Below are 26749 nucleotides of genomic sequence, written 5' to 3'. Positions count from 1 at the left end.
AAAATTTTTAGTGTTTGATTATTTTAAAGGTTTTCAATACTGATCCATGTTTTGTTACAGCCAGAAAATAGGTGGCCGATGACAGATACTCCATAGATACAACAGTGTTGTTCTGCTTAATTACTTTTTTCTGAAGCATTCTCCCGGACAGATCGTACAATTGGAATTCCATACCTGAAGGGTCCATATTTTGAACCATAAGTGTTACATGATTCACCGTTGGATTGGGGTAAATGGAGGCGATCAGGTTAATCTCTTCATAATCATTGTTGCCCAGTATAATTATTTCGATAGGTTGCTGAACACCCTGGCTGGCAGTTCCTCCGGATCCACTAGCTTCGATATAGTCCAGCTGCCCTATGGTATAGCTCACCGAACCGTCCGGGCTGGAAGCGTCGCCTCCGGCAGTTACTGTATTGCTTTGTGCAAAAACCGTCAATCCGGAAAGCCAGATGGCGCAGATGATTAGGTGTTTTAGTTTGTTTTTACTCATAATTAATAATTTAAAAGGTTACATAATTTTGGGTTTCTTCACTTCTATGTAAACCGCCGGACAGGAATTGTAACCTTCATTGTGCATTTTTTTTGATATTTTTATTACAAACCGTCTCTCAAAACTTACATACTATCAAAAAACCACTGCCGGATAATGAACTATTGGATCTGCTAAAGGGAGGAAACCCCGGGCGAAACCAGGCACTCGAGCTGATATATCAGCAAAATCGGGGACGGATATTCGGATTTGTCTTATCCAATAGCGGGACAACCGAACAAGCGGCAGATATCTTCCAGGAATCGGTTATTGCGTTCTATGAAAACGTAAAGGAGGATATTTTTAAAGGCGAAAGCGCCATTAGTACCTATCTGTATTCAGTTGCAAGGTTCAAGTGGTTAAACCAGATAAAAAAGGATAAGGTGAGAGATGAACATCACAACGCCCTCGAACAAGGCGATCAGGAAATAAAGGGGCAACTTGCAACCATCATTAGAGGTGAAAACAGACAACAGGTATTGGAGGTAATTGCCTTACTGGGAGAGGACTGCAAAAAGATACTAGTGGAAAGTATTTACCACAACACTTCTATGAAGGATATTGCTGCGGCGGGTAATTTTAGTAGCGATCAGATAGTTAGGAATAAAAAATACAAATGCCTTAAAAAATTAAAAGAATTGATCAGTAGCCGCCCCGCATTGATACAAATATTAAGATCCAATGAATGATTCACACGAAATAGAAATAGACCGGTACATCCAGGGCGATATGAGTGAAGAGGAACGGAAGGATTTTGAGCATAGACTCGAACATGATCCCTCATTCAATGATGCTTATCAGGCTACGCTTGCGGCGCATAAGTTGATCGATGAGGTAGGGAGGCTCGAACTACAATCTACATTACAAGGTATTGAGGAGAAGGCAAAGACTAAGGTTCCGGTGAAAAGAATAAAACCCCGGCCTTTGATGGCAGTTGCAGCTATACTTGTAGTGATCTTAGGTGTTAGCCTGTTTTTTAATCTTAGCGGCAGCATGACCACAGCAGAAGTTTACGACCGATATTACGAACCTTACGACCCACCATCTGTGTTAAGGGATAATATCGATGAAGGATCGGAGAACTGGAATAAGGCCGTCGAATACTATTATGCAGGTAATTATGAGGATGCTTTACAGTATTTTGAGATATCACAAAACGACAACGTGCATTTTACAACCCGTGAATTCTACCAGGGAATGAGTTATTTACAACTCGAACATCCGGATTATGTGGATGCTGCTTATTATTTCAACGAGGTGCGGCTGGAGAATTCAGACTACAAAGAACAGGCAAATTGGTATTATGCGCTCGCCATATTAAAGAACGGCAGGAAAATCGAAGCTAAACAGGTTTTTAAGGAGATCGTAAAGAACAAGACCTACAATCACCGTAAGGCAAAAAAAATACTGAACACTAAAATTGAAAATTAATCGGCTTATTTCCTCTTTTTTCTTCTGAATAGAAACAAAGCTGTAATAATAACCAGAAAGCCAATTCCCATGCCGTAATAGTATGGTTTGAGTCCGCGACTTAAAGAACTGGTGTTACCTGTTAACCTGAAACTACTCCAGTAAAAGGGGTGAAGTTTTTCGGGATTAGCGGTTTCCAAAAACGTGATCTTCGCTTGCTGAAGCGCAATATTTTTCGGCATACCATTGTTGAGATTCTGAAGAAATAATTGCGTTATCCGTGAAGAGGCTGCATCATCCACACTCCATAAAGTTGCTAAAAGTGATTTGCTACCTGCATACTGAAAGGCTCGTTCCAAACTCATAATTCCTTCACCCCTGTTCAATTTTCCAGCCGCCGTATTACACGCACTTAAAATCACGAGTTCTGCAGGGATACTGAGATTATAGACTTCATAAATATGTAGCATACCATCCTCGTTATCTGAACTATTAAAGAATAATCTTGATAGCATGGGGTGCTCATCTTCCACCTGTCCGTGCATTGCCAGATGCAGTATACCGGCCTTGGCGGAATTGCGTTTTAAAAGCTCTTCGGTAACATTTTCTCCTTTCCATATCTCCCCGTTGAACAGTTCGCCGGCATATTCAACTTCGGGTTGGTTATATCTTAGGTTGGAAGGTTTCTTCCGCAGCTCGTTGTCACTTTCGCTGTTGTAATCGGGTGCGAATCCATAGTAACCGGATCCTCTGCTTTTCAGACGATTATTGACAAGGGCTATTGAAGCCGACGGACTGTAAGAAACTGCATATTTTCTGAACAAATACGGTAAGTATTTGTAGTTGATAACGCCTGTTTCGGGTTCTCGGGTAAGCAAACTCTCAAAAGGCAGATACGATATATTTCCATCGGGAATAAGAATTAGCTGGTTTAGATGTTCACTATCGCCTAATTCCGGACCCAGGAGGATATCGTACAACTGAAAAGCGATGGTGGTGTATTGTGCGATCGACTCTGTATTACTTATTTCGGCCTGATTTCCACTTACTATCTCAAAAAACCTGGCCATTTGCGTAGTGAGCTCAGCAGAGTTTTCTATACGACGAACTTCGCAAGACTTAGTACTAATGTGGAAGACATAGGTATGTTTTGCCCCGGAAAAATAACTTATAATTTGTTTCTTGTTATTTAACAACTGTTTTTGAATCTCCTTTAAGGAAGCAATTTGCACATCGTATTTTAGCTCGTAGTAATCGGGATACTTCTGGGCGATCTCATTGATTAGCAAATCATAGCTATTTTGCAAAGAATGTAATTTCCCGGTGTATAGTTTGAGCATTTTATCTCGTACCTCAGCACAGCGTTTTTCTTCATTTTCTATGCGACCTACATATTCTGTGATGCCTGCCTTTAATTCTTTTTCCTTCTGAATGATTTCCTGAGGAACATTTGCAAATAAATTCACTTCCTGGTCATAAAGAGAAGCCAGGAGTAATAAGGCCTTACTTCTTTCTGTAAAATTGAACGCTGTAGCGATATAGTTTTGGTCACCTGTTACCGATTCTAAACGCAGGGCTGTGTCAATGGCACTATCCACGAGATTTATTGTTTTGGTGGTCCAGAATGATTTACTGGCGGTAGACATCTCGCTGTTTTTGATCTTTTCCAGTAATTGAATCGCTGTTTCCTGGGTATCCAGGGCGGCAACCAGATCATTTAATTCGCTGGTCTCCAAATATAATTCCTTTAGGAGCTCTCCTTTAGCAGTAAGTGCTTCCAGCAGGTATTGCCCCGATTGGATCTGCATATTGAGGTTGGGATTGGCATACCAGGATGTATTATCCATATCTGCAACAAGTATGTTGATAGCTTCCTGGTAGGCGTCCAGGGAGGCCCGAACATCACCAGCGGCATGAAGTGCACGAGCTACGAAATTTTTACATGCCCCGGTGAGCAAATGATCTTTACCAAACGTCTTTTCACGCCAGTTTACAGCTTCTTCATAGTATATCATTGCGGAGGCATAGTTTCCTGCTTCCAGAAGACTGTCGGCCTTAGTGAGAGTACTCTCACTCTCATCGTTATTCACGTGTTTTTGAAAGGGAACTGCATAATTGAAATATTCTAACGCTTTTTCATGATCGTCTAATTCCCAATACATATCTCCAATGGCTTCATTGAGGCTTCTCATTCGGTGACTGTCTGGCTTATATGTTTTAATCCAGATTCGATGTGCTTTAAGGAAATGGTCCAGTGCCTTCTCATACTCCAGTTTCTCATAATAAACACCTCCAAGATTGTAATTACAGATGGAGATATTAAAATGATCTATAGGGTAGTGTGAGGTATATAATTCCAACTCCCTCTGGTAAAAGGATGCCGATTTATCATAGTCGCCATGAGTTCTGTTGAGGTTGCCCAGGGCGCGAAGTGTATTGCCCAGATAATAAATGGATATAGAGTCGCTTGCCTCAAATTGCTCCAGAGCCCGGTGCAGAAAATTTACTCGCTCTGCCGGGTAGGTATTTCCGTCCATCCCATAGTGTCTGCTGAGGTAATATCTCCCTTTGAATTCCGATTGATCCGAATTCAACGCTTCGATCTCCGGTTCAAGTCTTTTATACAAGAGATCGAATTCGTGTTTTTTACCACGTAAAGCATAATGCTCTAGTAGCAATAACTCAAAATCCCTATCGGCTTGCATTCGGGTACGGGTTAAAAGGGACAGCGCTTTCACTATGGCCTCTTCTGCCTTCTTATTTTTAAGTTGGTTTCGGTGTAATTTATATTCCCAGATCAGCAGTTCGAGAGAGTTTTCAACCTCTAAGTTAGGGCAAGTTTGCAGGTTGCCGGCCAATACCAGAGCGGCTTTAAAATCCCCTTTAGAATTTAGCGTATGAATCTTTTCTATCCCTTCGGAAATATTACATTCCTGGGTAGATCCCGAATATTGAATTCCGAAGAAAAAAAGAAAGAATAGAAGTTTTTTCATCTGATTATCAGCCAACTCCAATAAAGATATGGAATTATTTACTTCAGAAAAAAGCTACAGAAAAAACCCTGATTTGTACTCTTTAATTAGATTCGGAATTTATTATTGTTCACAAAGAAGATACTGTTTACAAAGAAAAGTTTACCATTTTCCCAAAACGATCTGAACATCACATCGTCTACAAAATAAACTACGCTACCGCGACCCATTCGAGTCTCTCCAAAGACCAAAGAATTTTCAAGGCCGGCCTTGGCCGCGTCACCCGAGAATCCAGAAACGCTAACAGGGGTACCTTTTATATAGCCCACGTTGTATCCGCTGTCGAGGAAAGAATAGGAGCTACTGCCTAGTTTCAAACTGTAATATGTATCACCATAACCAAATGCCATGGGGTGTGACGGATCCAAAGTCACTTCGTATATACTACCGGTAATAAAATTTTTCACACTTTCTCTTTCTCTCTGGTCATATGGGGTGAGGTTTTCCGATTTTTCATTGTCACCGTCTTCATCAGAATCATTGAATTTTAAAGAAAACCCGTCTTTCCCCGAAAACGATCTCAATGCACCGCCAAAGGCGATTACCTTCCCACCATCACGTATCCATGCGTTCAGATCGTCCATCACGCTATCGTTTAGTGTTCCTCCATACCACCCGGAAGGGAGAATTAAAACATCAAATGAATTTAGCTTATCCACATTAAAGCCATCGGTATCGATGGAAGTCACCGGATAATGAAGTTGCTGTTCGAAGAAATGCCAAATGGCTCCGTAACTCAATGAAGACGTACCTTCGCCTTTCAGGACGGCGATCCGTTGTTTATTCACCAGTTTGATCTCCGGAGATCCAAAATCGTAACCATTATCGCTATAACTGGTTGGCGCCGCGTATAATTGTCGGTTGTGCTTAGTAGCTATGCTCGTTACCAATCGATCAAACTCTGCATTTTTCTTGTTGTCGCTTCGTGTAATGATGAGGCTCCCTTTATTAAATGTCTTCCCGCCATAGCTCACATCCTTTTCTGTAAAGCGCACCCTGATGTCATTTTTAAGAAGTTCTGCAAGGAAACCAGCGTCGTAGAGGCTATTCCAGCTACTGATATATCCCGGGGATGCCGGAGCCTGCTGATTATTAATGTTATATGTAGCTAGTTCACTATTCGCGCTCACATTCGATGTGGAGGCAATCGCCTCCAATCCGTAGGCCCGTGGTAGGCTCCATGCTGTAATATCGTACGTTAAGGGTTCATTTAATTTGGCGTCGGGTTCGAACAACGCTTTTACCATTTTACCCTTGGGTTGGTTGGTACTAACTACTAGTGCACCGGAGGCATTCATGCTGCCGTTCCCGTTGGTTGTATAACTGTAGCCCGAAACCGTACCGCCTGAGGCAAAACCGTACGCGATCTGGTGTTTCCTAAGCAGTTTGGTAAGTGCGTCTATCTTATCGGCATTGCCTTTCAGTACGTAGCTCTTGTATTTGAGGTTGTCATTCTGGAAGAATTTCTTGAATTCTGAGTTTAATTTCTTCGCATTTTTAGAAGCTACCTCCACGGTTGAAAGTCCGGTAGTTGTGTGATGCGCTACCCTGTCGAAGAGGGTGAGTTCGTAGCCTTCGTCTGTGTTGATACCAAGGCCTGCACGTCCGTGACCTGCCTGCTCGTAGGTCATTCCTATGGCTCCCATGAACATGGGGTAGGTATCCCCGTAGCTGGGGTAAAGCAGATCGAATCGTTCTCGGGTAAAGAACAACCATCCTTCCTTATCGAAATAACGCGCATGATTTTTACCTATCATTTCCTGGAATTCGCGTTGCCAAGTAGAAACGATCTCATGATAAGGCTCTGCGGCAGGCGCAAAATAATAGGGTTCATTAATTCCCTGTTCGTGAAAATCGACATGGACATGTGGCATCCACTGGTTATATATCTTCAATCTTTCGGTAGATTCTATTTGGGTTGCCCATACCCAGTCCCGGTTAAGGTCGAAAAGATAGTGGTTAGGACGCCCTCCCGGCCAGGGTTCGTTGTGTTCTGCGGCAACCTGTAATTTGTCATAGGGCGTGGCTTTCACCTGGTTGTACCAGTTTGCGTAACGGTCCCGGCCATCGGGATTCACGCATGGATCGATAATCACGACTGTATTGTTTAGCCATTCCTTTTTCTCGGTAATAAGTTTATATAAGGTTGTCATCGAGGCTTCGGTACTGGAAGCTTCGTTCCCATGTACATTGAAGCTTAGCCATACAATAGCGATCTCGGGATTGGACGAGCCGTTTTCGAGTCCGATATTCTTAAGGTTATCCCTTCTTATTTTATCGATATTCGCCATATTGGCTGTGGACGTAACAATGGCGTAGGTAAGCGGTCTTCTTTCATTGGTTTTTCCGTAGGATTGGTAGGTAACCAGGTCGCTGTTGTCTGCAACATGTTTAAAATAATTAACCACATCGGCGTGTCTTGAGAATTCACTGCCGATCTCGTATCCGAGGAATTCGGAGGGCGATTTAAGTTGTGCGTTAAGGGATATGGTAACGAATAAGAGTAAAAGAGAGCTTAAGCGAATCATTGTTAGTTTTTTAAAACGAAGCCTAAAGGTAACGGAATTTCTAAAATTCGGGAATTGAAAGTTGAACTTTTTCAACACTATTATGAATTAACGTATTTTTAGAAATTGCCGAAATAAAAGTGTTTATTTTTGAATGAATTTCTGAAACCATGCCAATCGAAACCATTCCCTATAAAGAAACCGGTTTTTTCTCTAAACTTATTTGTGATTATCTCGCGGAGGACGACTCGATACGGCCCTTTTATCATCGCTTTCCTAATATTGAGGCATTCCGCGATCAAATCGAGGAGAAAAATAAAGGATATGACCATAATTTCAGGAAAACGCTGGTTTCGGCCTTGAAAAAACAGTTGGAAGGGCTATCACTTTCCGAAGCCACCCAGGCTAATATCGAGGCGTTGCATAGCGAGAAAACCTTCACCATTACTACGGGACATCAACTTAATCTATTTACCGGCCCATTGTATTTTCTTTACAAGATCATTTCGGTAATAAACCTTTCCGAAGCCTTAAAAAAAGAATATCCCGATCATGATTTTGTACCGGTATATTGGATGGCTACCGAGGATCACGATTTTGAGGAGATCAATTATTTTAATTTCCACGGAAAGAAGATACGATGGAATCGCGCTGACGGTGGTGCAGTTGGGGAGTTAAGTACGGAAGGACTCGACGCAGTGTTGGAGATTTTCGATAAAGAAATGGGAAGTGGGAAGTTTAGCAATGGTCTGAAAGAACTGTTCGAGACTGCATACACGAAACATCGGGATCTAACTCGGGCAACGCGGTATCTGGCCAACGAATTATTTGGAGCGTATGGACTAGTGATCGTTGACGGAAACGACCACCAGCTAAAAACAGCTTTTATTCCGTATGCACAACAAGAACTTGAAAAACGCACAGCGTTTAACCACGTAACAGAAACCAGTTCCAGATTAAAGGAATTGGGGTATCCGGAGCAAGTGAGTCCGAGAGAAATTAACCTGTTCTACCTAAATGAAGGATTGCGAGAGCGTATCATTGAAAAAGACGGGGTGTATCACGTTAACAATACCCAGATCAGTTTTAGCGTAGAGGACATCATTGAAGAGTTACATACCTATCCGGAGCGATTTTCACCAAATGCACTTCTCCGGCCCTTATATCAGGAGGTGATACTTCCTAACCTCTGTTATGTTGGGGGAGGTGGTGAACTGGCGTATTGGCTGCAGTTGAAAAAGTATTTCGATACTGTGGAGGTTACTTTTCCGATATTACTTTTACGAAATTCAGCCTTGTTGATACAGGAGAAATCCCTGGACAAATTAAAAAGATTGCAGCTTTCGGTACGAGAATTATTCCTCCCTGTACAGGAGCTGGAAAATATGCACACCCGTCGTATTTCCGAAATAGATATCGATTTTAGTAAGCAACGGGAATTTTTAAAGCAGCAATTTCGATCTATGTACGAGATCGCCGAAAAAACCGATGCGTCCTTTCTAGGAGCTGTTGCGGCCCAGGAGAAAAAACAGTTAAATGGACTTGACAAGCTGGAAAAACGATTGTTAAAAGCCCAGAGACGAAAACTTTCAGGAGAGTTGGAAAGGATCACAACGTTAAAGGAATCTCTATTCCCGGGTGAAAGCCTGCAGGAGCGGTATAAGAACTTTTCTGAATTCTATTTGGAGTACGGACCGGAGTTACTTTCTGTTCTAAAAAAAGAACTGGATCCACTAGTGAATAAGTTTACGGTAATTAGCTGGTAATTTTTACGAAAAGATTTAGGCGAATTATTTTTTTGAATTACTTTTGCCTATGCACAATAACGTCCTCATTTTAGACTTCGGATCGCAGTATACCCAACTAATTGCAAGACGTGTTCGAGAGTTGAATATCTATTGCGAGATCCATCCTTACCATCATATTCCTGAGAATTTAGAACCCTTTAAAGCAGTGATTTTGTCCGGTAGCCCGTTCTCGGTGCGCGCCGAGGATGCTCCGCATCCAGACCTTTCTGCAATAAAGGGCCACAAACCCCTGCTGGGGGTTTGTTACGGCGCGCAGTATCTTGCTCATTTTAACAAGGGTCACGTAGCCCCATCGGATATTCGGGAGTACGGACGTGCAAAGTTGGAAACCATACACGATCGCGAATGTTTGTTTGCCGGTATTCCTGAAAATACACAAGTATGGATGAGCCATAGCGATACCATAGCCGAATTGCCTGAAGGAGGTGTGCGACTTGCCAGCACAAGTGATGTTGCAAACGCTGCCTATCGCATTGAAGGAGAAGATACCTACGCTATCCAGTTTCACCCTGAAGTTTATCACACAACCCACGGGAAACATCTTCTAGAGAATTTTCTGGTTCATATCGCCCAGGTGAAACAAGACTGGACACCTGCTGCATTCGTAGAGGAAACAGTTGATATGCTGAAAGAAAAAATTGGGGATGGTAAAGTGATTCTCGGACTAAGTGGTGGCGTGGATTCCACTGTGGCAGCAGTGCTGTTACACAAGGCCATTGGCAAGAATCTCTACTGCATATTTGTAAATAACGGTTTGCTTCGAAAAAATGAATTTGAAGATGTACTCGACCAGTATAAGCATATGGGTCTTAATGTACACGGTGTGGATGCTTCGGCACGTTTCTTGGAAGCACTGAAAGGAGAATCTGATCCTGAAGCCAAGCGCAAGGCAATTGGTGGGATGTTTATAGACGTTTTCGACGATGAAGCACACAGGGTGGAAGATGTAGATTGGCTGGCACAGGGTACCATCTATCCGGATGTTATTGAAAGTGTTTCGGTTAACGGGCCTTCAGTAACCATAAAATCACACCACAACGTAGGTGGTTTACCGGATTTTATGAAATTAAAAGTGGTGGAACCATTAAAAATGCTGTTTAAGGATGAGGTGCGCAGAGTAGGTGCCGAATTGGGGATAGATAAAAAACTTTTAGGCAGACATCCGTTTCCGGGGCCAGGCCTTGCTATTCGGATCCTGGGAGATATAACTGCTGAAAAAGTTCGTATCTTACAGGAGGTTGATCACATTTTTATAGAGGGACTTCGCAAGTGGGATCTGTACGATAAAGTGTGGCAAGCCGGTGCCATCTTGTTGCCCGTGCAAAGTGTTGGAGTGATGGGAGACGAACGAACTTACGAGCAGGTAGTAGCCTTGAGAGCCGTGGAAAGTACCGATGGAATGACGGCAGATTGGGTAAATTTACCGTATGAGTTCTTACAGGAAACCAGTAATAATATAATAAACCGGGTGAAAGGCGTTAATAGAGTAGTGTACGACATAAGTTCTAAGCCTCCGGCTACCATCGAATGGGAATAAAAAAGCAATGAAAAGGATAATTTACTGCATACTTATCGGTCTTATTATGTTTATGGGTGGTCCCGCACTAGCCCAGCAATATAAGACCCACCGGGTTGAAAAAGGGGAGACTGTATACAGTATCTCAAAAAAGTATGGCATTTCTGAAGAAACTCTCTATGAGCTCAATCCAGACGCTAAGAACGGCCTCCGGTTAAATGCTTTGCTAATGATCCCTTCGGAAGGATCTGCCACTATGCAGGAGAAAGTTTCCTTCAAAAAGCACCGTGTAAAGCGAAAAGAAACACTTTTTAGTATTGCACAACGGTATAATATCACCGTAGATGATATTAAGAAATACAACAAAGAACTGTATTCACGTCAGCTTAAAAAAGGAGAAAGAATACAGATCCCGGTTTTTGAACAGGTGGCGGTAACGGATAATACTTCAACTACAACCGTTGAAACAGGAACGGCAAGTAATGGTAAACATACGGTTCAGCCTAAGGAAACTAAATATGGGATCGCCCGTAAGTACGGTATCACCATAGCCGAACTGGAAGCACTTAATCCACTGGTTGGAGAGAATCTGCCTATCGGTACTGTTCTCAATGTGCCGGTGGACTCACTTATAGAATCGGCAACGATAGAAGAGGAGGATTTCGAATTCTACGAAGTTTTACCAAAAGAAGGATTTTTCAGATTAAAGGTAAAACTAGGCCTTAGCCAGGAAGAGATCATAGCGCTCAATCCCTACGCTAAAGACGGTCTTAAGGAAGGTATGATCCTAAAAATTCCGAAGGAAAAAAACAGCGATACAAGAGATACACATGTTATTGTTAACCTGGAAGACGGGATAAAGAACTACCGTAAAAAGAAGATAGCTGTTATGTTGCCTTTCCAATTATCGAAAGCAGACAGGGACTCTTTGCAAAATAACATAGATCTTATAAAAGATAATGGAGCTCTTCGCGTTGCCCTCGACTTTTACAGTGGAGTACTTATGGCTGCCGAATTTGCCAAGGACAAAGGAATATCGGTAGAATTGGATATATATGATACCGAAGGTAGTGAGAGTAAGGTTAGCACTATATGTACATCTAATGACTTCTCCAATGTGGATGCCGTAATTGGACCATTGCTTCGACGAAATGTTGAAAAAGCGGCCGCCTCCCTGAAAAAATCAGACACTCCCATATTTTCACCCCTCAGTAACAGGGAGATCAAGATCTCCTCTAATTTATTTCAAACCCTGCCTTCAGATGAAATGTTACAGCAGGCAATGTTAGAGTATCTTAGGACGCACGCCCCTGGTAAAAATGTGATAATTATTAGTGATTCAAAAAAGACGAAGGAAAAGGCAGCTCTTGTTGAGGCCATTCCCGGGGCGAAAACATTGGCGCCCAGAGAAAAAGGATTCCTGTACGATACAGATATTAGTTCGAGGCTGGACAATACGCGGGAGAACTGGGTGATACTCGAATCCGACAATCCCGTGATCGTGGCGAACGTAGTTGGATTGCTCAACGGGATGCCGGATCATGTAACAATTAGACTCTTTACATTGGATAAGAACGACGCATTCGATTATGAAGATGTGTCGAATATTCACCTGGCTAATCTCAATTTTACCTTTCCCTCTGTGAATAAGAGTTATAATTTTAAAGATAAGAGCGCTTTCTTGGTAAGCTATAAGAACAAATACGAAGTTCTTCCTAATCGTTTTGCAGTTCGTGGATTCGATGTAACCTACGATGTGATCTTAAGGCTTGCCATAGCAGACGATGTTTACGATGCCAGCGATAGCAATGTAGAGACCGAATATATAGAAAACAAGTTTCGCTATACCAAGAAAATGTTCTCCGGCTATCAGAATAATGCCCTGTATATCATAAAATACAATAAGGACCTTCAATTTGAAGTAGTAGAATGAGTACTTCTAAAGTAACCTATCTGGGAGATCTGCGTACCCAATGTGAACATCTACGGTCGGGAAATACCTATATCACAGATGCCCCGCTCGATAATAACGGAAAAGGAGAAGCTTTTTCTCCTACCGATACAGTGGCAACAGGACTCGCAAATTGTATGCTTACCGTTATGGGTATAAAGGCCAGGGACCTTGGTGTGGTCCTCGACGGCTCAACTGCCGTGGTTACCAAAATAATGGCTGCAAATCCCCGGCGTATTGCTGAAATAGAGATAGAAATGTCTCTCCCTTCCAATGTTTCCAACAAGCATCAAAAAATCTTAGAAAATACCGGAAATACCTGCCCGGTGCATCATAGTTTGCATCCCGATATACAAAAACGTATCCATTTTAATTGGGACAGCTTTTAAGGCTTCTGAAATTTTCTTCAATAAATTCCGATTTTTTTCGTTAGCAATTTTATGAAAATCCTTTTAATCCTGGCAATCCCGGTCTTACTGTTATTCCCGGTTGAAAATGACAAGGAAAAAATGCAGTGGGATGAATCACGTCCGCTAACCTGGTCCGATTTCAAAGGGGTCCCTAATGGTTCCGATGATTACGTGGCTAGCACGAATAGCGGGATATCCTTATCATACTCGATTGGCTATCGCAACGGCGAGTATAAATTCAATTTTACTGTTCAAAGCAATTTTTACCCTAAACAATCCTGGTATCGTCCCGAGGCGGCTTCAGAATATATTCTGAAACATGAACAGACACACTTCGATATTTCCGAACTACACGCCCGAAAGCTGAGGAAAAAACTTATGGAACTCGATGTTACCGAAAACGTAAAGGCAGATGCCGATAAATTGTATAGTGAGATCGAACAGGAGAGACGAGATATGCAACATCGGTTTGATAGTGATAGTGATCATTCCAAACTTCGTGAACTGGAACTCGAATGGAGGGACTTCATTGCTTCCGAATTAGAGAAATATGACTCCTGGAAATAAACAGGAAGGTACCAACCCTGTACCTAACGCTGCACATCTTATAGAACTCGCTAACTACAAAATGCCTTTTGGGAAGTACAAAGAGCAATATCTGGTCGATCTACCTGAGGCTTATTATGTGTGGTTCAAACAAAAAGGCTTTCCTCCGGGAAAATTAGGCCGGCTAATGCAGGAAATGCACGAGCTGAAAATTAATGGCCTGGAGGGTATGCTTCGTAAATTGATCGAATGACCGATCATTATTTCTTTGCCGATTTCTTCACTTCCTTGCTGATGTTTGAAATATGTTTGGACTTTAGATTATAACTAAATGACCCGCCAACATATTCCTGATAGACCATTTCTCCTGTCCTGGCTGACACTACATGGATAAATTTCTGTGTGTTAACGCGTACATATCGTAAATAATAAATATCCTCGGCGTCCATGATCTTCTGGTTAAGGTCGGCATCTGAAATAAACTCATAATTATAATCATATTTTGAGAATAGTGATTCAGTATCGTCCTTATCTTCATCAAGACCTTTCCACGGATTGTATCTTATCTTAACATAATCGGGGATATATAAGGTTTTTGTTGTTAATTGTTTCAACCCCTTCTGTGTATCACTTTCGTACATCCATAAGGTCTCTTCGCGTTCTATGGCCGAACTTATTTGCTGAAAATAATTTACAAGAAACCCTTTACCATAATTGTTGAAAACATCTTTGTTGAACATAGATTTCACTGCTTCTTTTGACTTTTGAGTCATTGTTGTGGCAATGAACTCGTCTTTGGGAAACAATTCAACCCTTGCGATGTTAACCCTGCTGTCTTCAAGTATATCGTTTACTCTTTCGGCATCACGTTTCTTCAAACTTTCTAGCTTCTTATTTAATCGCTCGATATCGAACATGTAAATATCGATATAGGCATGCAAATAAGAGTATTTGTCGACTCCCGTGGTGGTTTGCATCGTCTTTTTATACCCCTCTAATGTCGCTATAGAATAGTTTCCATCCAGATATTCGGCTATATTGAATTCTGAAAGTGATACTACCTTAAAGGGCGTGGCCTTCCATGACATATTCAATATGGTTTCATATTCTGAAGTGCTGTATATATTGGAAAGTACAAAAACTGTGGTTGTTTTTTTAAATGACTCAAGGGTTCCTTTCTTAAAATTTTTTGAACCCCCAATATGTCTTGGGCTTACAGATATCTGGCTAAAAGAGGTTACACAAATGAAAATGAATAGGATTGTAAATGTTGATCTGATGGTATTATACATTATGTTTTGGTTTAGTATTTCTAGTAAGTTCTGGAAAACGCCAAATATAACCCGTAATATCTAATAAACTTTAAATTGATTTATTCTTTTATAAGTCTGAAACTTCTAAGAATAATGTATCTTTACACCCCGTATAGGTAACAGCAAGCTACAACTTCATGAGCAAAACAAAGTACATCTTCGTTACGGGCGGGGTTTCATCATCATTAGGAAAAGGTATCATCGCTGCATCGCTGGCTAAATTGCTGCAGGCACGTGGTTACCGGGTAACGATCCAAAAACTGGATCCCTATATAAATGTCGATCCGGGAACCCTAAATCCGTATGAACATGGAGAATGCTATGTTACAGACGACGGCGCTGAAACCGACCTGGACCTGGGCCACTACGAACGATTCCTCAATGTACCTACCTCTCAGGCAAATAATGTCACCACCGGTCGTATCTACCAAAGTGTTATTGAAAAGGAAAGACGGGGCGAATTTTTAGGAAAGACCGTACAGGTGATCCCGCATATCACCAATGAGATAAAAGAGCGTATTCAGATATTGGGTAACAGCGGGGATTACGATATTGTTATCACAGAGATCGGGGGAACCGTAGGTGATATAGAGTCACTACCATACATAGAATCTGTACGTCAGTTAAAATGGGAATTAGGCGACGATAACGCCCTGGTGATCCATTTAACCTTAGTGCCATTTCTCTCGGCGGCCGGAGAATTAAAAACAAAACCCACGCAGCATTCGGTAAAAACACTCATGGAAAGTGGGATCAGGGCAGATATACTCGTTTGTAGAACCGAACATCATTTAAGTCAGGAACTGCGCCAGAAATTGGCCTTATTCTGTAATGTGAAAGAAGAGGCAGTTATTCAGTCAATAGATGCATCTACCATTTACGACGTACCCAATATGATGCTGGATGAAGGCCTGGATGATGTCACCCTCAAGAAATTAAATCTTGAGAATGCCCCGGAACCTAATCTGGATCAATGGAACGAATTTCTCGATCGTCATAAAAACCCGAAGAGCCACGTAAAGATCGGTTTGATAGGGAAGTATGTAGAATTACAGGACAGCTATAAGTCTATCCTGGAGTCTTTTATCCATGCAGGTGCCGAGAATGAAGTGAAAGTAGATGTGGAATATATCCATTCAGAACATATAGATTCTAATACCATCAAGGATGTGGTTTCGCATCTGGACGGAATCCTGGTAGCGCCCGGGTTTGGAGAAAGAGGCGTGGAAGGTAAGATAGATGCAGTACGTTATGCGCGTGAGAATAATCTACCTTTCTTCGGAATTTGCCTGGGAATGCAAATGGCGGTGATAGAATACAGCCGAAACGTCCTGGGACTGGAAGGAGCTAATTCCACCGAAATGGATCCGGACACCCCTCACCCGGTTATCGACCTGATGGAAGAACAAAAAAATGTAACGCATAAAGGAGGTACTATGCGACTTGGATCATGGGCCTGTGAATTAAAGGAAGGATCTATTGTAAGTGGAGTATATAAAACAAAAGTGGTGAAGGAGCGGCATCGCCATCGTTATGAATACAATGACCATTACCGCGACCAACTGGAAGCAGCAGGAATGACGGCCACAGGTTTCAATCCCGATACTGGGCTGGTGGAGATCATAGAACTACCCTCTCACCCCTGGTTTGTAGGGGTGCAATACCATCCCGAATACAAGAGCACAGTAGCAAATCCGCATCCGTTATTTGTTGCATTTGTGAAAGCGGCTCGTGAACATTCGGAGAAATAAGACAATTTGGCGTAATTTGCAGCCGCGGCGGGATTATTGGTAATGAGAAGTCGGCAGTATCGCCTTCAGAATTAATTCTGAAAACATAAATTGACAACTTAATTAAGTTCGAAGCAAAAACACTTTTGGCTTCGGAATTTGAACATATGGAAGAAAAGAAGTTTGACCTCAATTCACTAATTGGTTTTATACTTATAGGAGGGATCCTGGTTTACATGCTTTATCTGCAACAACCTACTCCGGAGGAAATTGAGGCAGAAAAACAAAAGACCGAACAGCTCAGCAAGGAGGCTGAAAAGACAGAAGAGGAGGTAGTAAAAGATACGATAGGGCTTGAAGAAGGTATTCAGGAAATCGTTGCGGTACAGACAGGGGACTCCCTTGCCATGGAAAATCTTAAAAACAGGCTGGGCTCTTTTGCATACTCGGCTACCTTGCCTTCAGCGATCGAATCTACCACCGTGATCGAGAACGATGTCCTCGAACTTCACGTAAGTAATAAAGGTGGTCAAATAACCCTGGCTCGCCTGAAGGATCACACCACTATCAACGGAGATCCTATCTACCTTATTAAAGACGGAAACAATTCTTTTAATCTGCAATTTACTTCCGAAAACAGACTGCTAAATACAAAGGACCTGTTCTTCGAGCCCAAGGTATCAACCGATGGAGAGAACAAGGTACTCAGCATGCGTTTGAAAGCTTCGGAAAGCGCATATATTGAATATCGTTACGAATTAACGCCAGGAGAATACATGATGGGATTCAGTTTAAAGACCCAGGGACTGGATGGCGTTATGAACACCTCCCAACCCATATACCTTGACTGGAACCTAAAAGGGTATCGTCACGCAAAAAGTATTTCTTACGAAAACAGATATACCAGGCTTACCTACGAATACGAAGGTGACAAGCACTCCAAACTATCACCTTCAGGAGAAGATGAGGAGTTAGAAAAAGATGTTAGCTGGATGAATTTCCGTCAGCATTTCTTTTCTTCTATGCTCCTTACCGACACACCTTTCGATGAGGTCGCCTTAACTTCGGTTGACCTGGTGGAAGACGAAGAAGTAGACACGGTATTTACAAAACAATACGGCGCCAAAATGCTACTTACCGCCAAAGGAGGTTCTGTGGATTATAATATGAATATGTATTACGGTCCTACCGATTACAAGATCTTTAAAAAATACGATCGAAACCTCGATGAAGCTATGCCACTGGGATGGGGAATCTTTGGTATGATCAACAAATACATCATCATCCCATTGTTCGGTTTTCTAAGTGGGTTCCTTCCTGCCGGTATCGCCATCATTGTATTGACCATCCTTATCAAGTTAGTATTATCTCCGGTTCAGTATAAGCAGTATCTCTCTCAAATGAAGATGAAGATCCTGAAACCCGAATTGGATGAGATCCGCGAGAAATACAAGGACAACAAAATGAAGATCCAGCAGGAGACCATGAAATTGCAGAACATTGCAGGGGCCAATCCGTTGAAAACGGGATGTTTACCGGCATTACTGCAAATTCCGGTGTTCTATGCTTTGTTTACTTTCTTCCCAACTGCCTTCGACCTGAGACAAAAGAGTTTCCTGTGGGCGGAAGATCTGTCGAGTTTCGACACCATCGCGGAGATTCCGTACATACCTTTTTATGGAGACCATATTAGTTTATTCCCAATTCTCGCGTCCATCGCCATTTTTGTCTATATGATGATGACAATGGGGCAGAGCATGCAGGCACAACAGCAACCTGGAATGCCAAATATGAAGTTTCTTATGTATCTGTCTCCGTTGTTCATGCTCGTATTCTTTAATAACTACGCCAGTGGGCTATCGCTTTATTATCTAACCTCTAACCTGATCACCATTGGTATCATGCTGGTGATCAAGAACTTTATTCTGGACGAGGACAAGATCCATGCGAAGATTCAGGAGAATAAGAAAAAGCCTAAAAAACAGAATCGTTTTCAACGGAAGATGGCAGAAATGATGGAGCAGGCCGAACAACAAAAAAAGGCTGGAAAACGGAAGTGATCATAAATAGTATTTTTTTGAAAAAGTAGGATCAGGATTCAATACATTTTTAAAAAATTCGTTTACTATAAAAGTGCAATGGTATGAGATCTGTTTTGTTTTTTTTCTTCGGAATTGTTTTCACATTCTCCCCACTTTTATCACAGGAGGGAATCAATCAATTTGATGAGAATAAAAAGCGGCATGGTAGCTGGAAGAAATACTTTCCGGGTACCGATCAATTACGCTATGAAGGTGAGTTTGATCACGGCAGGGAAACAGGTACCTTTAAATTCTATTGCGAGGATTGTGGGAGTCAGCCCATGGTGATCAAAAAATTCAGACCAAATAGTGATATTGCCGAAGTTCAGTACTTTACTGTAAAAGGTAAACTGGTTAGCGAAGGCAAAATGCAGGGAAAAGACCGAATAGGAGAGTGGTTATTCTACCATAAGAAGTCCAGCGCTGTAATGTCCAGGGAGAACTATAAGAACGGAAAACTGGACGGTAAAAAGTATACCTACTATCCCAACGGTCAGGTCACCGAGGAAATAAGCTATGTTGATGGCCTTATGCAGGGTGAAAACCTGTATTATGGCCCTGATGGGACTTTATTAAAAAAACTTCGATATAGCAACGACCAACTTCATGGGGAGGCTATATACTATGATGCCTATGGGAATGTAACTATAAAAGGGTTCTATAAGGACGGCGCCAAACACGGTCTCTGGCAATACTTCAAGGATGGAAAGGTGGAAGTTGAGGAAACCCACCCCAGGCCCAGAAATTAGTTACATATTGTAATTTTTGACCAGCGCTAACGTCACACTATCTTAAACAGTTTTATCGTATTTTTGCAGCGAATTAATTATCGTATGAAGCAGCGGGTTGTTGTAGGATTAAGTGGAGGAGTAGACTCCAGTGTGGCTGCCTATCTTCTTAAAGAACAAGGTTATGATGTTATAGGCCTCTTTATGAAGAACTGGCATGACGACACTGTGACCATATCTAATGAATGTCCGTGGTTAGAAGATAGTAATGATGCAATGCTTGTTGCTCAAAAACTTGGGATTCCGTTTCAAACAGTCGACTTGAGTGAGCAATATAAAGAACGGATCGTAGATTATATGTTCAGGGAATACGAAATGGGAAGAACTCCCAATCCTGATGTATTGTGTAACCGGGAGATCAAGTTCGATGTGTTTATGAAGATCGCTCTGGACCTTGGGGCCGATTTTGTGGCTACAGGCCATTACTGCCGAAAGGATTCTATAGAGAAAGATGGCAAAACCATCCACAGGTTACTTTCCGGCAAGGATAATAACAAAGACCAGTCTTATTTTCTTTGTCAGTTATCCCAGGAGCAACTGGCAAAGACCCTCTTCCCAATTGGAGAACTAATGAAACCCCAGGTAAGAGAGATCGCTGCGAGTAAGGGTCTTATCACCGCCGAGAAAAGAGATTCTCAGGGGCTTTGTTTTATTGGAAAAGTCCGCCTGCCCGATTTCCTTCAGCAGCAGTTAGCTCCGAAGGAAGGAGTGATCGTAGAGGTCCCTTCAAACTTCGAAGGCTATGCTGTAGGCCCACCTAATTTTAATTCCGAAGAAGATAAACTTAAATACCTGGCGGCTAAGAAAAGGTACGGAACCGGTGATGGTACTGTAGTTGGGAAACACCAGGGAGCACATTTTTTTACCAAAGGTCAAAGAAAAGGCCTGGCCGTAGGCGGGACGAAAGAACCCCTTTTTGTAATCGATACCGATGTAGAAGAAAATGTGATCTACACAGGGCAGGGGAAAGACCATCCCGGCTTGTATAGACAAGGACTCTTTGTGCGGGGCGAGGAGATACATTGGGTTCGTGAAGATCTTGAATTAGAGGTAGATCAATCTTTAAAGGTTAAGGCTCGAATCCGCTACAGGCAACCTTTGCAGGAGGCAACGCTGCACCGGACAGAGTCTGGACTTTATGTTATCTTTAAGCAGCCGCAGTCGGCGATTAGCGAAGGGCAATTTGTTGCCTGGTACGATGGGGAAGAATTGCTGGGCAGTGGTGTAATATCTTAATTATTTTATATGAAAAAATTATTTATGGCCGGGATTATGTTAGTGTGTCAGGGCATACTCGCACAATCACAGGAGGCTTTGGTGTTTTTTGCCGACAAGGAAAATGTGGCGGCCTCGATCGCTAATCCTATTAGTATCCTAACCCAGGAGGCCATCGATAGAAAAACAACGCATAACGTAACAATCGATGAGCGGGATGTACCCGTGAATGAAACCTATATAAGCACGATTAAGAGTCAGCCCGGGATCACAGTGTACTCTAAGAGTAAATGGCTTAATGCGGTTTACGTGAGCGGTACTCAGGCTGAAGTCGAAGACCTCCTCAATTTATCTTTTGTTACGGCAGTAGAATTCATGGATCCTGATCTGAACCTATTTCCGGTTCCTTTTCCTACACCCGATAAATTTTCCCTTGAGAACGAATCTTCCCGAATCGTTTATAATTATGGAGCAGCAGCCAATCAAATACAAATGCTGGCCGGAGATTTCCTGCATGAACAGGATTTTACCGGAGATGGAATGATCATCGCCGTTCTGGATAGTGGCTTTCCAAACGTAACCACCAATCCTGCTTTTGCCGAATTGATTTCTGAAAACAGACTATTAGGGACTTTCGATTTTGTATTGGATCAAGTCACGATAGGCGGAAGTAGTAGTCATGGCGCAAGAGTGCTTAGCGATATGGCTGGCTTTATCGACGGACAGTTCGTGGGAACAGCCCCGGAAGCGTCCTATTATCTGTTCAGGACAGAAGATGCCTCCACCGAACGCCCGGTAGAAGAGGCATACTGGTTGGAAGCCCTGGAACGAGCCGATAGCCTTGGAGTCGATGTGGTGAACACCTCCCTTGGGTACCAGGATTTTGATAATCCTAATTACGATCACAGCTATGCCGATCTGGATGGGGAGACCACCCTTGGCGCCAGAGCAGCTAATCTTGCTTTCGACAAGGGAATGCTACTGGTAACCTCGGCGGGTAATGACGGGGGAGGATTTACTTACGTCGCAACCCCCGCGGATGCTCTGGGTATTTTAACGGTAGGTGCTGTAGACAGCAATGGTAATTACGCCTCGTTCAGCTCTATTGGCCCTACGGTAGATGGTAGAATAAAGCCCGATGTTATGGCGCAAGGTGCCAGTGCTGCCGTAGTTAACGAAAATGGAATGATAACCACCAATAGCGGAACTTCCTTTAGCTCTCCTATTATGACAGGCGTGGTGGCTTGTTTGTGGCAGAGCAGGCCGGACGCACGTAACTTTCAGGTTATGCAGATCGTTAGGGAATCTGCGCATTTGTTCAACAATCCTACAGACGAGATGGGCTACGGCATCCCTAACTTCGAAGATGCATATAATGCCCTGCAACTCTTAGGAAATGATCAATTCTTATTACAAATTAATTTTGCGTTGTATCCTAACCCTGTAAGTGAAATATTAAATATATCATTCCCTACAGCTGAAGAGCGCGCCACCGTTACAGTATATAATCTATTAGGCGAAAAAGTATTTGATCACGAAGTTACCAGCACAACGGGGGGAATAAATATTGCGCAGCTACGCGCAGGCATGTATTTGGTTTCCATCAAGGGGGAATTAGCTTCCAACACCTTTAAAATTGTAAAGCGATAGTGCAAAACAGGATTACAACATTATTTAATATCAAGTATCCCATCATCCAGGCCGGAATGATCTGGAACAGTGGCTGGCGATTAGCAAGCGCAGTTAGCAATGCCGGGGGCTTGGGCCTGCTTGGCGCCGGATCCATGTATCCCGAGGTCCTTAGGGAACATATACAAAAATGTAAAAAGGCAACCGATAAACCCTTCGGAGTAAATGTTCCTATGTTATATCCCAATCTGGAAGAGATCATAGAGATTATAATCGAAGAAGGAGTTTCAATCGTGTTTACTTCCGCTGGCAACCCGAAAACTTATACCTCTCAACTCAAGGAAGCCGGAATCACCGTAGTGCATGTGGTAAGTAGTGTAAAATTTGCCTTAAAAGCTCAGGAAGCCGGAGTGGATGCTGTTGTGGCTGAAGGCTTCGAGGCTGGCGGTCATAATGGGAGGGAAGAAACTACAACCTTCACACTTATCCCTATGGTGAAGGAACAAATTTCTGTCCCACTTATCGCAGCCGGAGGGATCGCCAATGGCAGAGGAATGTTGGCGGCCATGGTACTGGGAGCTGATGGTGTGCAGGTAGGTAGTAGATTTGTTGCTTCGGAAGAATCCAGTTCACATATTGCCTTTAAAAAGATGGTGGTTGCCGCCAAAGAAGGTGATACTCTTCTTACCTTAAAAGAACTGGCTCCCGTACGAATGCTGAAAAACAAGTTCTTTGAGGATGTGATGAAATTATATCAATCCAACCCTTCTCCCGAAGAGCTGAAAGAATTACTGGGCCGGGCCAGGGCGAAACGCGGTATGTTTGAAGGGGATCTGGAAGAAGGCGAACTGGAAATAGGACAGATCGCAGGATTAATTCACGACATAAAACCGGCGGCACAAATTGTGGACGAAATGGTAACCGAATTCGAGGCAGCAAGATCTACAGTGAAAGACCTGTTTTAATTTTTCTTTGTCCAGCTGTAGGTGCGATTTTCAACCCATTTCCCTTCGGAATCCATCTTATAGGAAGTGGTGATGAGTTCAGTTTTTTTTCGAATACTGATATGCCGGTCTTTCCAGCTGTTGCCGTTAGGAAGTGAAAAAGTTTGAACAGATTCTGTCGTGTATTCATCGATAGGATGTAAAGATCCTAATCCTATCATTCCTCCATTGCCAAATTGCTCCACAACCGCAACTTCATTCACATTATCCCAGTATTGACGAAATTCCCAAAAATCACCTTGTTCCTCCCCATCTATTAAGCCAAACAACCTTCCTTTCATAGTGGTTTTTCCCAGGCCCCAGGACCATTCGATCCCGTAATGGGTGAATGGCTCGTTCTCTGAAACATAATTCTTGTTATCCGCAATCCAGGTACCAATACTTTCTTCGAGATCGTTCAGAAACCACTCCGGAATTTTTTTCTCCTGAGCTGTAGCTAACGAAGTAATAAAAATGATAAGTATTATGCTCAATTTCTTCATAGCGGTCGTTCTTATTTTAGCTCAAAACTTCCGGTGAGACCTTCAGTCGAACTGGTTCCAACCATCACATTAAAAGCTCCCTTTTCTACGATAAAATCTCCCTGTCCGTTGAAGAAACCTAGCTCCTTTTCAGTAAGGACAAATTCTACGGTTCGTGATTCTTTAGGTTTTAAACCAAATTTCTCAAATCCTTTTAGTTCCTTAACGGGTCTTACTACACTCGCCACCCTGTCCCTTATGTATAACTGACATACTTCTTCTCCAAACCGATTTCCCTTATTTGTCACTTTCACCGAAACTTTTATTGCCCTAGAATTAGATGCATCTATTTTTAGATCCGAATATCCAAATTCTGTATAACTCAATCCAAATCCAAATGGGTATTGCGGAGTATTTGATTCGTCTGTATAATGCGACCAGAATACCAGATCGATTGGTCCCGGTCTTCCGGTGCTATAGGGATTGTAGTATATTGGCACTTGTCCAACACTTCTCGGGAATGTCATTGGAAGTTTCCCACTCGGGTTGTATTCACCAAAGAGAACCTGGGCTACGGCATGACCGGTCTCACTCCCTAAATGCCAGGCCTCAACGATGGCAGGAATATTTTCGGCGGCCCAGGGAATGGTAAGGGGGCGGCCATTGTTTAGTACCAGGATTATATTTTTGTTTACACTATAAACATCTTCAAGTAGTTCCTGCTGTAAACCGGGGAGATCCAGATTGGCACGGCTTCTCCCTTCACCGCTCTGAAAACCGTGCTCGCCCAAAACCATGATCACTACTTCCGATTCTTTCGCAAGGGCTATTGCCTGGTCCCAGCCACTTTTATTTGTTTCATTGATCTCAACTTCATTGATAAAGGTAAGCGGTCCCTTAGTGAGATCGGGGCCCTTAGCATAGGTAATTTCCGAAGAAAACTCTTTTAAACCCTCCAGTACAGATACAGCCGAGTTATCATCGGAGGCCAGGCGCCAACTACCCAACGGGCTGTTCTTATCATTAGCCAATGCACCAATAACGGCTATCTTTTTCTGGTCTTTGGACAGGGGAAGTAAGTTGCCCTGATTTTTTAACAACACTATAGATTTTTTCGCCATATCCAGTACGCCGGCGTGATGATCTGGATGGCTAATCAGTTCTTTTTCACGCTCCGGGTTGCAATAGCGATAGGGATCGTCGAATAACCCTAATTCGTATTTTACCTTAAGAATTCGTCTTACTGCATCGTCGATCACAGACATCTTTACAGCACCTTTTTCCACAGCTTCCTTAAGATGGGTTACATAAGCGTAGGATTCCATGTCCATATCCGAACCCGCGTTAGCAGATAGAACTGCCACGTCATTTAGATCTTTCGCAAAACCATGGTCTATCATTTCCTTTCCCGAACCCCAGTCGGAAATAACAAAGCCTTCAAACCCCCATTTTCCTTTCAGGATATCCCTTTGAAGGAATGCATCTGCAGTGGCCGGTATTCCGTTTAATGTATTGAATGAATTCATGACGGTCTTCACATCATTTTCAACGGCAGCCTTAAAGGGCGGCAGGATCACATTATACAAGGTAGTTGTTCCTACATCCACAGTATTATAATCTTTACCTGCTTCAGCAAAACCATAACCTGCAAAATGCTTGGCACAGGCGGCCATAGTCCCCGGGGCAGACAGGTCGTTCCCCTGAAACCCTTTGATCCTGGCAACTCCTATCTTTGTTCCCAGGTAGGTATCCTCACCACCACCTTCCATCACCCGGCCCCACCTTGCATCTCTGGAAATATCGATCATAGGAGCGAAGGTCCAGTGTATTCCTTCAGCCGTGGCCTCGAGGGCCGCGATCCTGGCAGATTTCTCTATGGCATCCAGGTCCCAGCTAGCTGCTTCGGCCAGGGGAATTGGGGCAATGGTCTTTTGACCGTGAATTACATCGAAACCAAATAGTAAAGGGATACCCAGACGGGTTTCGTTAACCACGATCTCCTGTAATTTTCGAGCGTTCTCAGTGCCGCGAACATTGAGCATGGAACCAACCATCCCGTTTTTAAGATGTTCGTATTTTAATTTGGCATTTCCCTCTTTAGGAACGGGTCCGGTGATATTCCAAAACCCATTGTATTGATTCATCTGCCCAACTTTCTCCTCCAGGGTCATTATATTTAGCAGGGAGTCTACTTTTTGGTCGATATTTTTATCCTGACCATAAAGACTGCAAGTGGTGATTAACGTTAAGACTATTAGTGCTTGAAGTATTCGGGATGAAGTGTGTATCATGAATTTCAATTTAAGCGTTGAGCATGGATTTTAATTTTTCATTTTTGTTACGAAGATCGAGACCTCCTTCGTAGATCGATTTTAGGTTTACGAGATAGAATGACCAGCCGCTGTCACACCCCAAACGGGTGTTTATCTTATTTTGATCGTCTATAGGGATGTTCTTCTGTGTTAACGATACCACGGTATAATCATCCATCGTTGAGAGGTTAATATCTACCAGGCAATCACCAGCAAAGGTAAACTGAAGGTGGTCCTTCCCGTTCATATCCTTGACCATGCCTTCCTCGGTTCCGTCCCAGAGATACCACTGCCACTCATAGCGATCACCAACAGCATACCTAGATTTTTTGTCAACTTTTTCGCCACTACCGTTAAAGAATGTGGCATCACTAAGGAACCAGCGTTCCAATTCGTGGGATCTTGTCCAGGCGTCGTAAATTACCTCCAACGGGGCTTTTACGGCGATCTTACGTGTAAACTGCGTCCAGTCGAAATTTTTCATATTATATATGATTAGGGTTA

At 42.8% G+C, this 26749-nt stretch carries 21 protein-coding genes; 14 read left to right on the top strand and 7 right to left on the bottom strand.

Features of this window, described 5'->3' with window-relative positions:
* Positions 1-7 precede the first annotated feature (7 nt).
* On the bottom strand, positions 8-493 hold the full coding sequence (locus C5O00_RS01125; RefSeq protein WP_105214177.1) for a T9SS type A sorting domain-containing protein: 486 nt from the start codon (positions 491-493) through the stop codon (positions 8-10).
* 92 nt (positions 494-585) lie between these two features.
* On the opposite strand from C5O00_RS01125, the gene C5O00_RS01120 reads away from it, so the two are divergent.
* Together C5O00_RS01120 and C5O00_RS01115 are read left to right on the top strand one after the other, a co-directional pair.
* The gene (locus C5O00_RS01120) at positions 586-1221 is read left to right on the top strand and encodes an RNA polymerase sigma factor (RefSeq protein ID WP_105214175.1); all 636 of its coding nucleotides are present in this window, start codon (positions 586-588) and stop codon (positions 1219-1221) included.
* Positions 1214-1963 (top strand): hypothetical protein, encoded by a 750-nt coding sequence (locus C5O00_RS01115; protein WP_105214173.1) that lies wholly within the window; start codon positions 1214-1216, stop codon positions 1961-1963. Before C5O00_RS01120 ends, C5O00_RS01115 begins: the two co-directional genes overlap by 8 nt.
* A 5-nt stretch (positions 1964-1968) precedes the next feature.
* Here C5O00_RS01115 and C5O00_RS01110 read toward each other — a convergent pair whose 3' ends face one another.
* Positions 1969-4935 (bottom strand): CHAT domain-containing protein, encoded by a 2967-nt coding sequence (locus tag C5O00_RS01110; protein WP_158676745.1) that lies wholly within the window; start codon positions 4933-4935, stop codon positions 1969-1971.
* An 86-nt stretch (positions 4936-5021) separates the two neighbouring features.
* The gene (locus tag C5O00_RS01105; protein WP_105214169.1) at positions 5022-7502 is read right to left on the bottom strand and encodes a M14 metallopeptidase family protein; all 2481 of its coding nucleotides are present in this window, start codon (positions 7500-7502) and stop codon (positions 5022-5024) included.
* Positions 7503-7651: 149 nt separating this feature from the next.
* Here C5O00_RS01105 and bshC point away from each other — a divergent pair, with 149 nt between their 5' ends.
* From bshC to C5O00_RS01075, 6 genes are read left to right on the top strand one after another with little or no spacing between them, the layout of a single operon-like run.
* A complete protein-coding gene (gene bshC, locus C5O00_RS01100) occupies positions 7652-9247 on the top strand; it encodes a bacillithiol biosynthesis cysteine-adding enzyme BshC (RefSeq protein ID WP_105214167.1) in 1596 nt (531 codons plus the stop codon).
* Positions 9248-9296: 49 nt separating this feature from the next.
* A complete protein-coding gene (gene guaA / locus C5O00_RS01095) occupies positions 9297-10826 on the top strand; it encodes a glutamine-hydrolyzing GMP synthase (RefSeq protein WP_105214165.1) in 1530 nt (509 codons plus the stop codon).
* 7 nt (positions 10827-10833) lie between these two features.
* Positions 10834-12738 carry a PBP1 and LysM peptidoglycan-binding domain-containing protein gene (locus C5O00_RS01090; RefSeq protein ID WP_105214163.1) on the top strand — a complete coding sequence of 635 codons (1905 nt, stop codon included), beginning with the start codon at positions 10834-10836 and terminating at the stop codon, positions 12736-12738.
* Positions 12735-13145, top strand: coding sequence for an OsmC family protein (locus C5O00_RS01085; protein WP_105214161.1), 411 nt, complete (start codon positions 12735-12737; stop codon positions 13143-13145). The genes C5O00_RS01090 and C5O00_RS01085 overlap by 4 nt, the downstream gene beginning before the upstream one ends.
* 51 nt (positions 13146-13196) lie before the next feature.
* Positions 13197-13733, top strand: coding sequence for a DUF922 domain-containing protein (locus C5O00_RS01080; RefSeq protein ID WP_105214159.1), 537 nt, complete (start codon positions 13197-13199; stop codon positions 13731-13733).
* Positions 13717-13965, top strand: a complete 249-nt coding sequence (locus tag C5O00_RS01075; RefSeq protein ID WP_105214157.1) for a DUF3820 family protein — start codon at positions 13717-13719, stop codon at positions 13963-13965. Before C5O00_RS01080 ends, C5O00_RS01075 begins: the two co-directional genes overlap by 17 nt.
* Before the next feature lie 7 nt (positions 13966-13972).
* Here the strand turns inward: C5O00_RS01075 and C5O00_RS01070 are convergent, their stop codons facing one another.
* Entirely contained in the window at positions 13973-15004 is a 1032-nt protein-coding gene (locus tag C5O00_RS01070; RefSeq protein ID WP_105214155.1) for a hypothetical protein, read from the bottom strand.
* A gap of 158 nt (positions 15005-15162) precedes the next feature.
* Between C5O00_RS01070 and pyrG the strand changes: the two genes are divergently transcribed.
* From pyrG to C5O00_RS01040, 6 genes are all read left to right on the top strand, one after another.
* Positions 15163-16776: a CTP synthase gene (gene pyrG, locus C5O00_RS01065; RefSeq protein WP_105214153.1), complete on the top strand. Its 1614-nt coding sequence runs from the start codon at positions 15163-15165 to the stop codon at positions 16774-16776.
* Between the two features lie 146 nt (positions 16777-16922).
* A complete protein-coding gene (gene yidC / locus C5O00_RS01060) occupies positions 16923-18815 on the top strand; it encodes a membrane protein insertase YidC (protein ID WP_105214151.1) in 1893 nt (630 codons plus the stop codon).
* 83 nt (positions 18816-18898) lie between these two features.
* Positions 18899-19585, top strand: coding sequence for a toxin-antitoxin system YwqK family antitoxin (locus tag C5O00_RS01055; protein WP_105214149.1), 687 nt, complete (start codon positions 18899-18901; stop codon positions 19583-19585).
* 84 nt (positions 19586-19669) lie between these two features.
* Complete coding sequence (gene mnmA, locus C5O00_RS01050; protein WP_105214147.1) at positions 19670-20860, top strand: tRNA 2-thiouridine(34) synthase MnmA; 1191 nt, start codon at positions 19670-19672, stop codon at positions 20858-20860.
* A 9-nt stretch (positions 20861-20869) separates the two neighbouring features.
* Positions 20870-22489, top strand: a complete 1620-nt coding sequence (locus C5O00_RS01045; RefSeq protein ID WP_105214145.1) for a S8 family serine peptidase — start codon at positions 20870-20872, stop codon at positions 22487-22489.
* Positions 22489-23433, top strand: a complete 945-nt coding sequence (locus C5O00_RS01040; protein WP_105214143.1) for an NAD(P)H-dependent flavin oxidoreductase — start codon at positions 22489-22491, stop codon at positions 23431-23433. Before C5O00_RS01045 ends, C5O00_RS01040 begins: the two co-directional genes overlap by 1 nt.
* Here C5O00_RS01040 and C5O00_RS01035 read toward each other — a convergent pair.
* From C5O00_RS01035 to C5O00_RS01025, 3 genes are read right to left on the bottom strand one after another with little or no spacing between them, the layout of a single operon-like run.
* Positions 23430-23954, bottom strand: a complete 525-nt coding sequence (locus C5O00_RS01035) for a hypothetical protein (protein ID WP_105214141.1) — start codon at positions 23952-23954, stop codon at positions 23430-23432. The two genes, C5O00_RS01040 and C5O00_RS01035, sit on opposite strands and share 4 nt — an antisense overlap.
* 11 nt (positions 23955-23965) lie before the next feature.
* The gene (bglX, locus tag C5O00_RS01030; RefSeq protein ID WP_105214139.1) at positions 23966-26224 is read right to left on the bottom strand and encodes a beta-glucosidase BglX; all 2259 of its coding nucleotides are present in this window, start codon (positions 26222-26224) and stop codon (positions 23966-23968) included.
* Between the two features lie 10 nt (positions 26225-26234).
* Positions 26235-26729, bottom strand: a complete 495-nt coding sequence (locus tag C5O00_RS01025) for an SRPBCC family protein (protein WP_105214137.1) — start codon at positions 26727-26729, stop codon at positions 26235-26237.
* Between the last annotated feature and the right edge of the window lie 20 nt (positions 26730-26749).

It is taken from the genome of Pukyongia salina (assembly GCF_002966125.1).
GTDB classification, from domain to species: Bacteria; Bacteroidota; Bacteroidia; order Flavobacteriales; family Flavobacteriaceae; genus Pukyongia; species Pukyongia salina.
This window is presented reverse-complemented; position numbering and strand designations above follow the sequence as displayed.

What these genes read in the sequence shown, in the direction of transcription:
- C5O00_RS01125 (WP_105214177.1), bottom strand. Translation starts at nt 493, where the DNA reads ATGAGTAAAAACAAACTAAAACACCTAATCATCTGCGCCATCTGGCTT.
- C5O00_RS01115 (WP_105214173.1), top strand. Translation starts at nt 1,214, where the DNA reads ATGAATGATTCACACGAAATAGAAATAGACCGGTACATCCAGGGCGAT.
- C5O00_RS01110 (WP_158676745.1), bottom strand. Translation starts at nt 4,935, where the DNA reads ATGAAAAAACTTCTATTCTTTCTTTTTTTCTTCGGAATTCAATATTCG.
- C5O00_RS01105 (WP_105214169.1), bottom strand. Translation starts at nt 7,502, where the DNA reads ATGATTCGCTTAAGCTCTCTTTTACTCTTATTCGTTACCATATCCCTT.
- bshC (WP_105214167.1), top strand. Translation starts at nt 7,652, where the DNA reads ATGCCAATCGAAACCATTCCCTATAAAGAAACCGGTTTTTTCTCTAAA.
- guaA (WP_105214165.1), top strand. Translation starts at nt 9,297, where the DNA reads ATGCACAATAACGTCCTCATTTTAGACTTCGGATCGCAGTATACCCAA.
- C5O00_RS01090 (WP_105214163.1), top strand. Translation starts at nt 10,834, where the DNA reads ATGAAAAGGATAATTTACTGCATACTTATCGGTCTTATTATGTTTATG.
- C5O00_RS01085 (WP_105214161.1), top strand. Translation starts at nt 12,735, where the DNA reads ATGAGTACTTCTAAAGTAACCTATCTGGGAGATCTGCGTACCCAATGT.
- C5O00_RS01080 (WP_105214159.1), top strand. Translation starts at nt 13,197, where the DNA reads ATGAAAATCCTTTTAATCCTGGCAATCCCGGTCTTACTGTTATTCCCG.
- C5O00_RS01075 (WP_105214157.1), top strand. Translation starts at nt 13,717, where the DNA reads ATGACTCCTGGAAATAAACAGGAAGGTACCAACCCTGTACCTAACGCT.
- C5O00_RS01070 (WP_105214155.1), bottom strand. Translation starts at nt 15,004, where the DNA reads ATGTATAATACCATCAGATCAACATTTACAATCCTATTCATTTTCATT.
- pyrG (WP_105214153.1), top strand. Translation starts at nt 15,163, where the DNA reads ATGAGCAAAACAAAGTACATCTTCGTTACGGGCGGGGTTTCATCATCA.
- yidC (WP_105214151.1), top strand. Translation starts at nt 16,923, where the DNA reads ATGGAAGAAAAGAAGTTTGACCTCAATTCACTAATTGGTTTTATACTT.
- C5O00_RS01055 (WP_105214149.1), top strand. Translation starts at nt 18,899, where the DNA reads ATGAGATCTGTTTTGTTTTTTTTCTTCGGAATTGTTTTCACATTCTCC.
- mnmA (WP_105214147.1), top strand. Translation starts at nt 19,670, where the DNA reads ATGAAGCAGCGGGTTGTTGTAGGATTAAGTGGAGGAGTAGACTCCAGT.
- C5O00_RS01045 (WP_105214145.1), top strand. Translation starts at nt 20,870, where the DNA reads ATGAAAAAATTATTTATGGCCGGGATTATGTTAGTGTGTCAGGGCATA.
- C5O00_RS01035 (WP_105214141.1), bottom strand. Translation starts at nt 23,954, where the DNA reads ATGAAGAAATTGAGCATAATACTTATCATTTTTATTACTTCGTTAGCT.
- bglX (WP_105214139.1), bottom strand. Translation starts at nt 26,224, where the DNA reads ATGATACACACTTCATCCCGAATACTTCAAGCACTAATAGTCTTAACG.
- C5O00_RS01025 (WP_105214137.1), bottom strand. Translation starts at nt 26,729, where the DNA reads ATGAAAAATTTCGACTGGACGCAGTTTACACGTAAGATCGCCGTAAAA.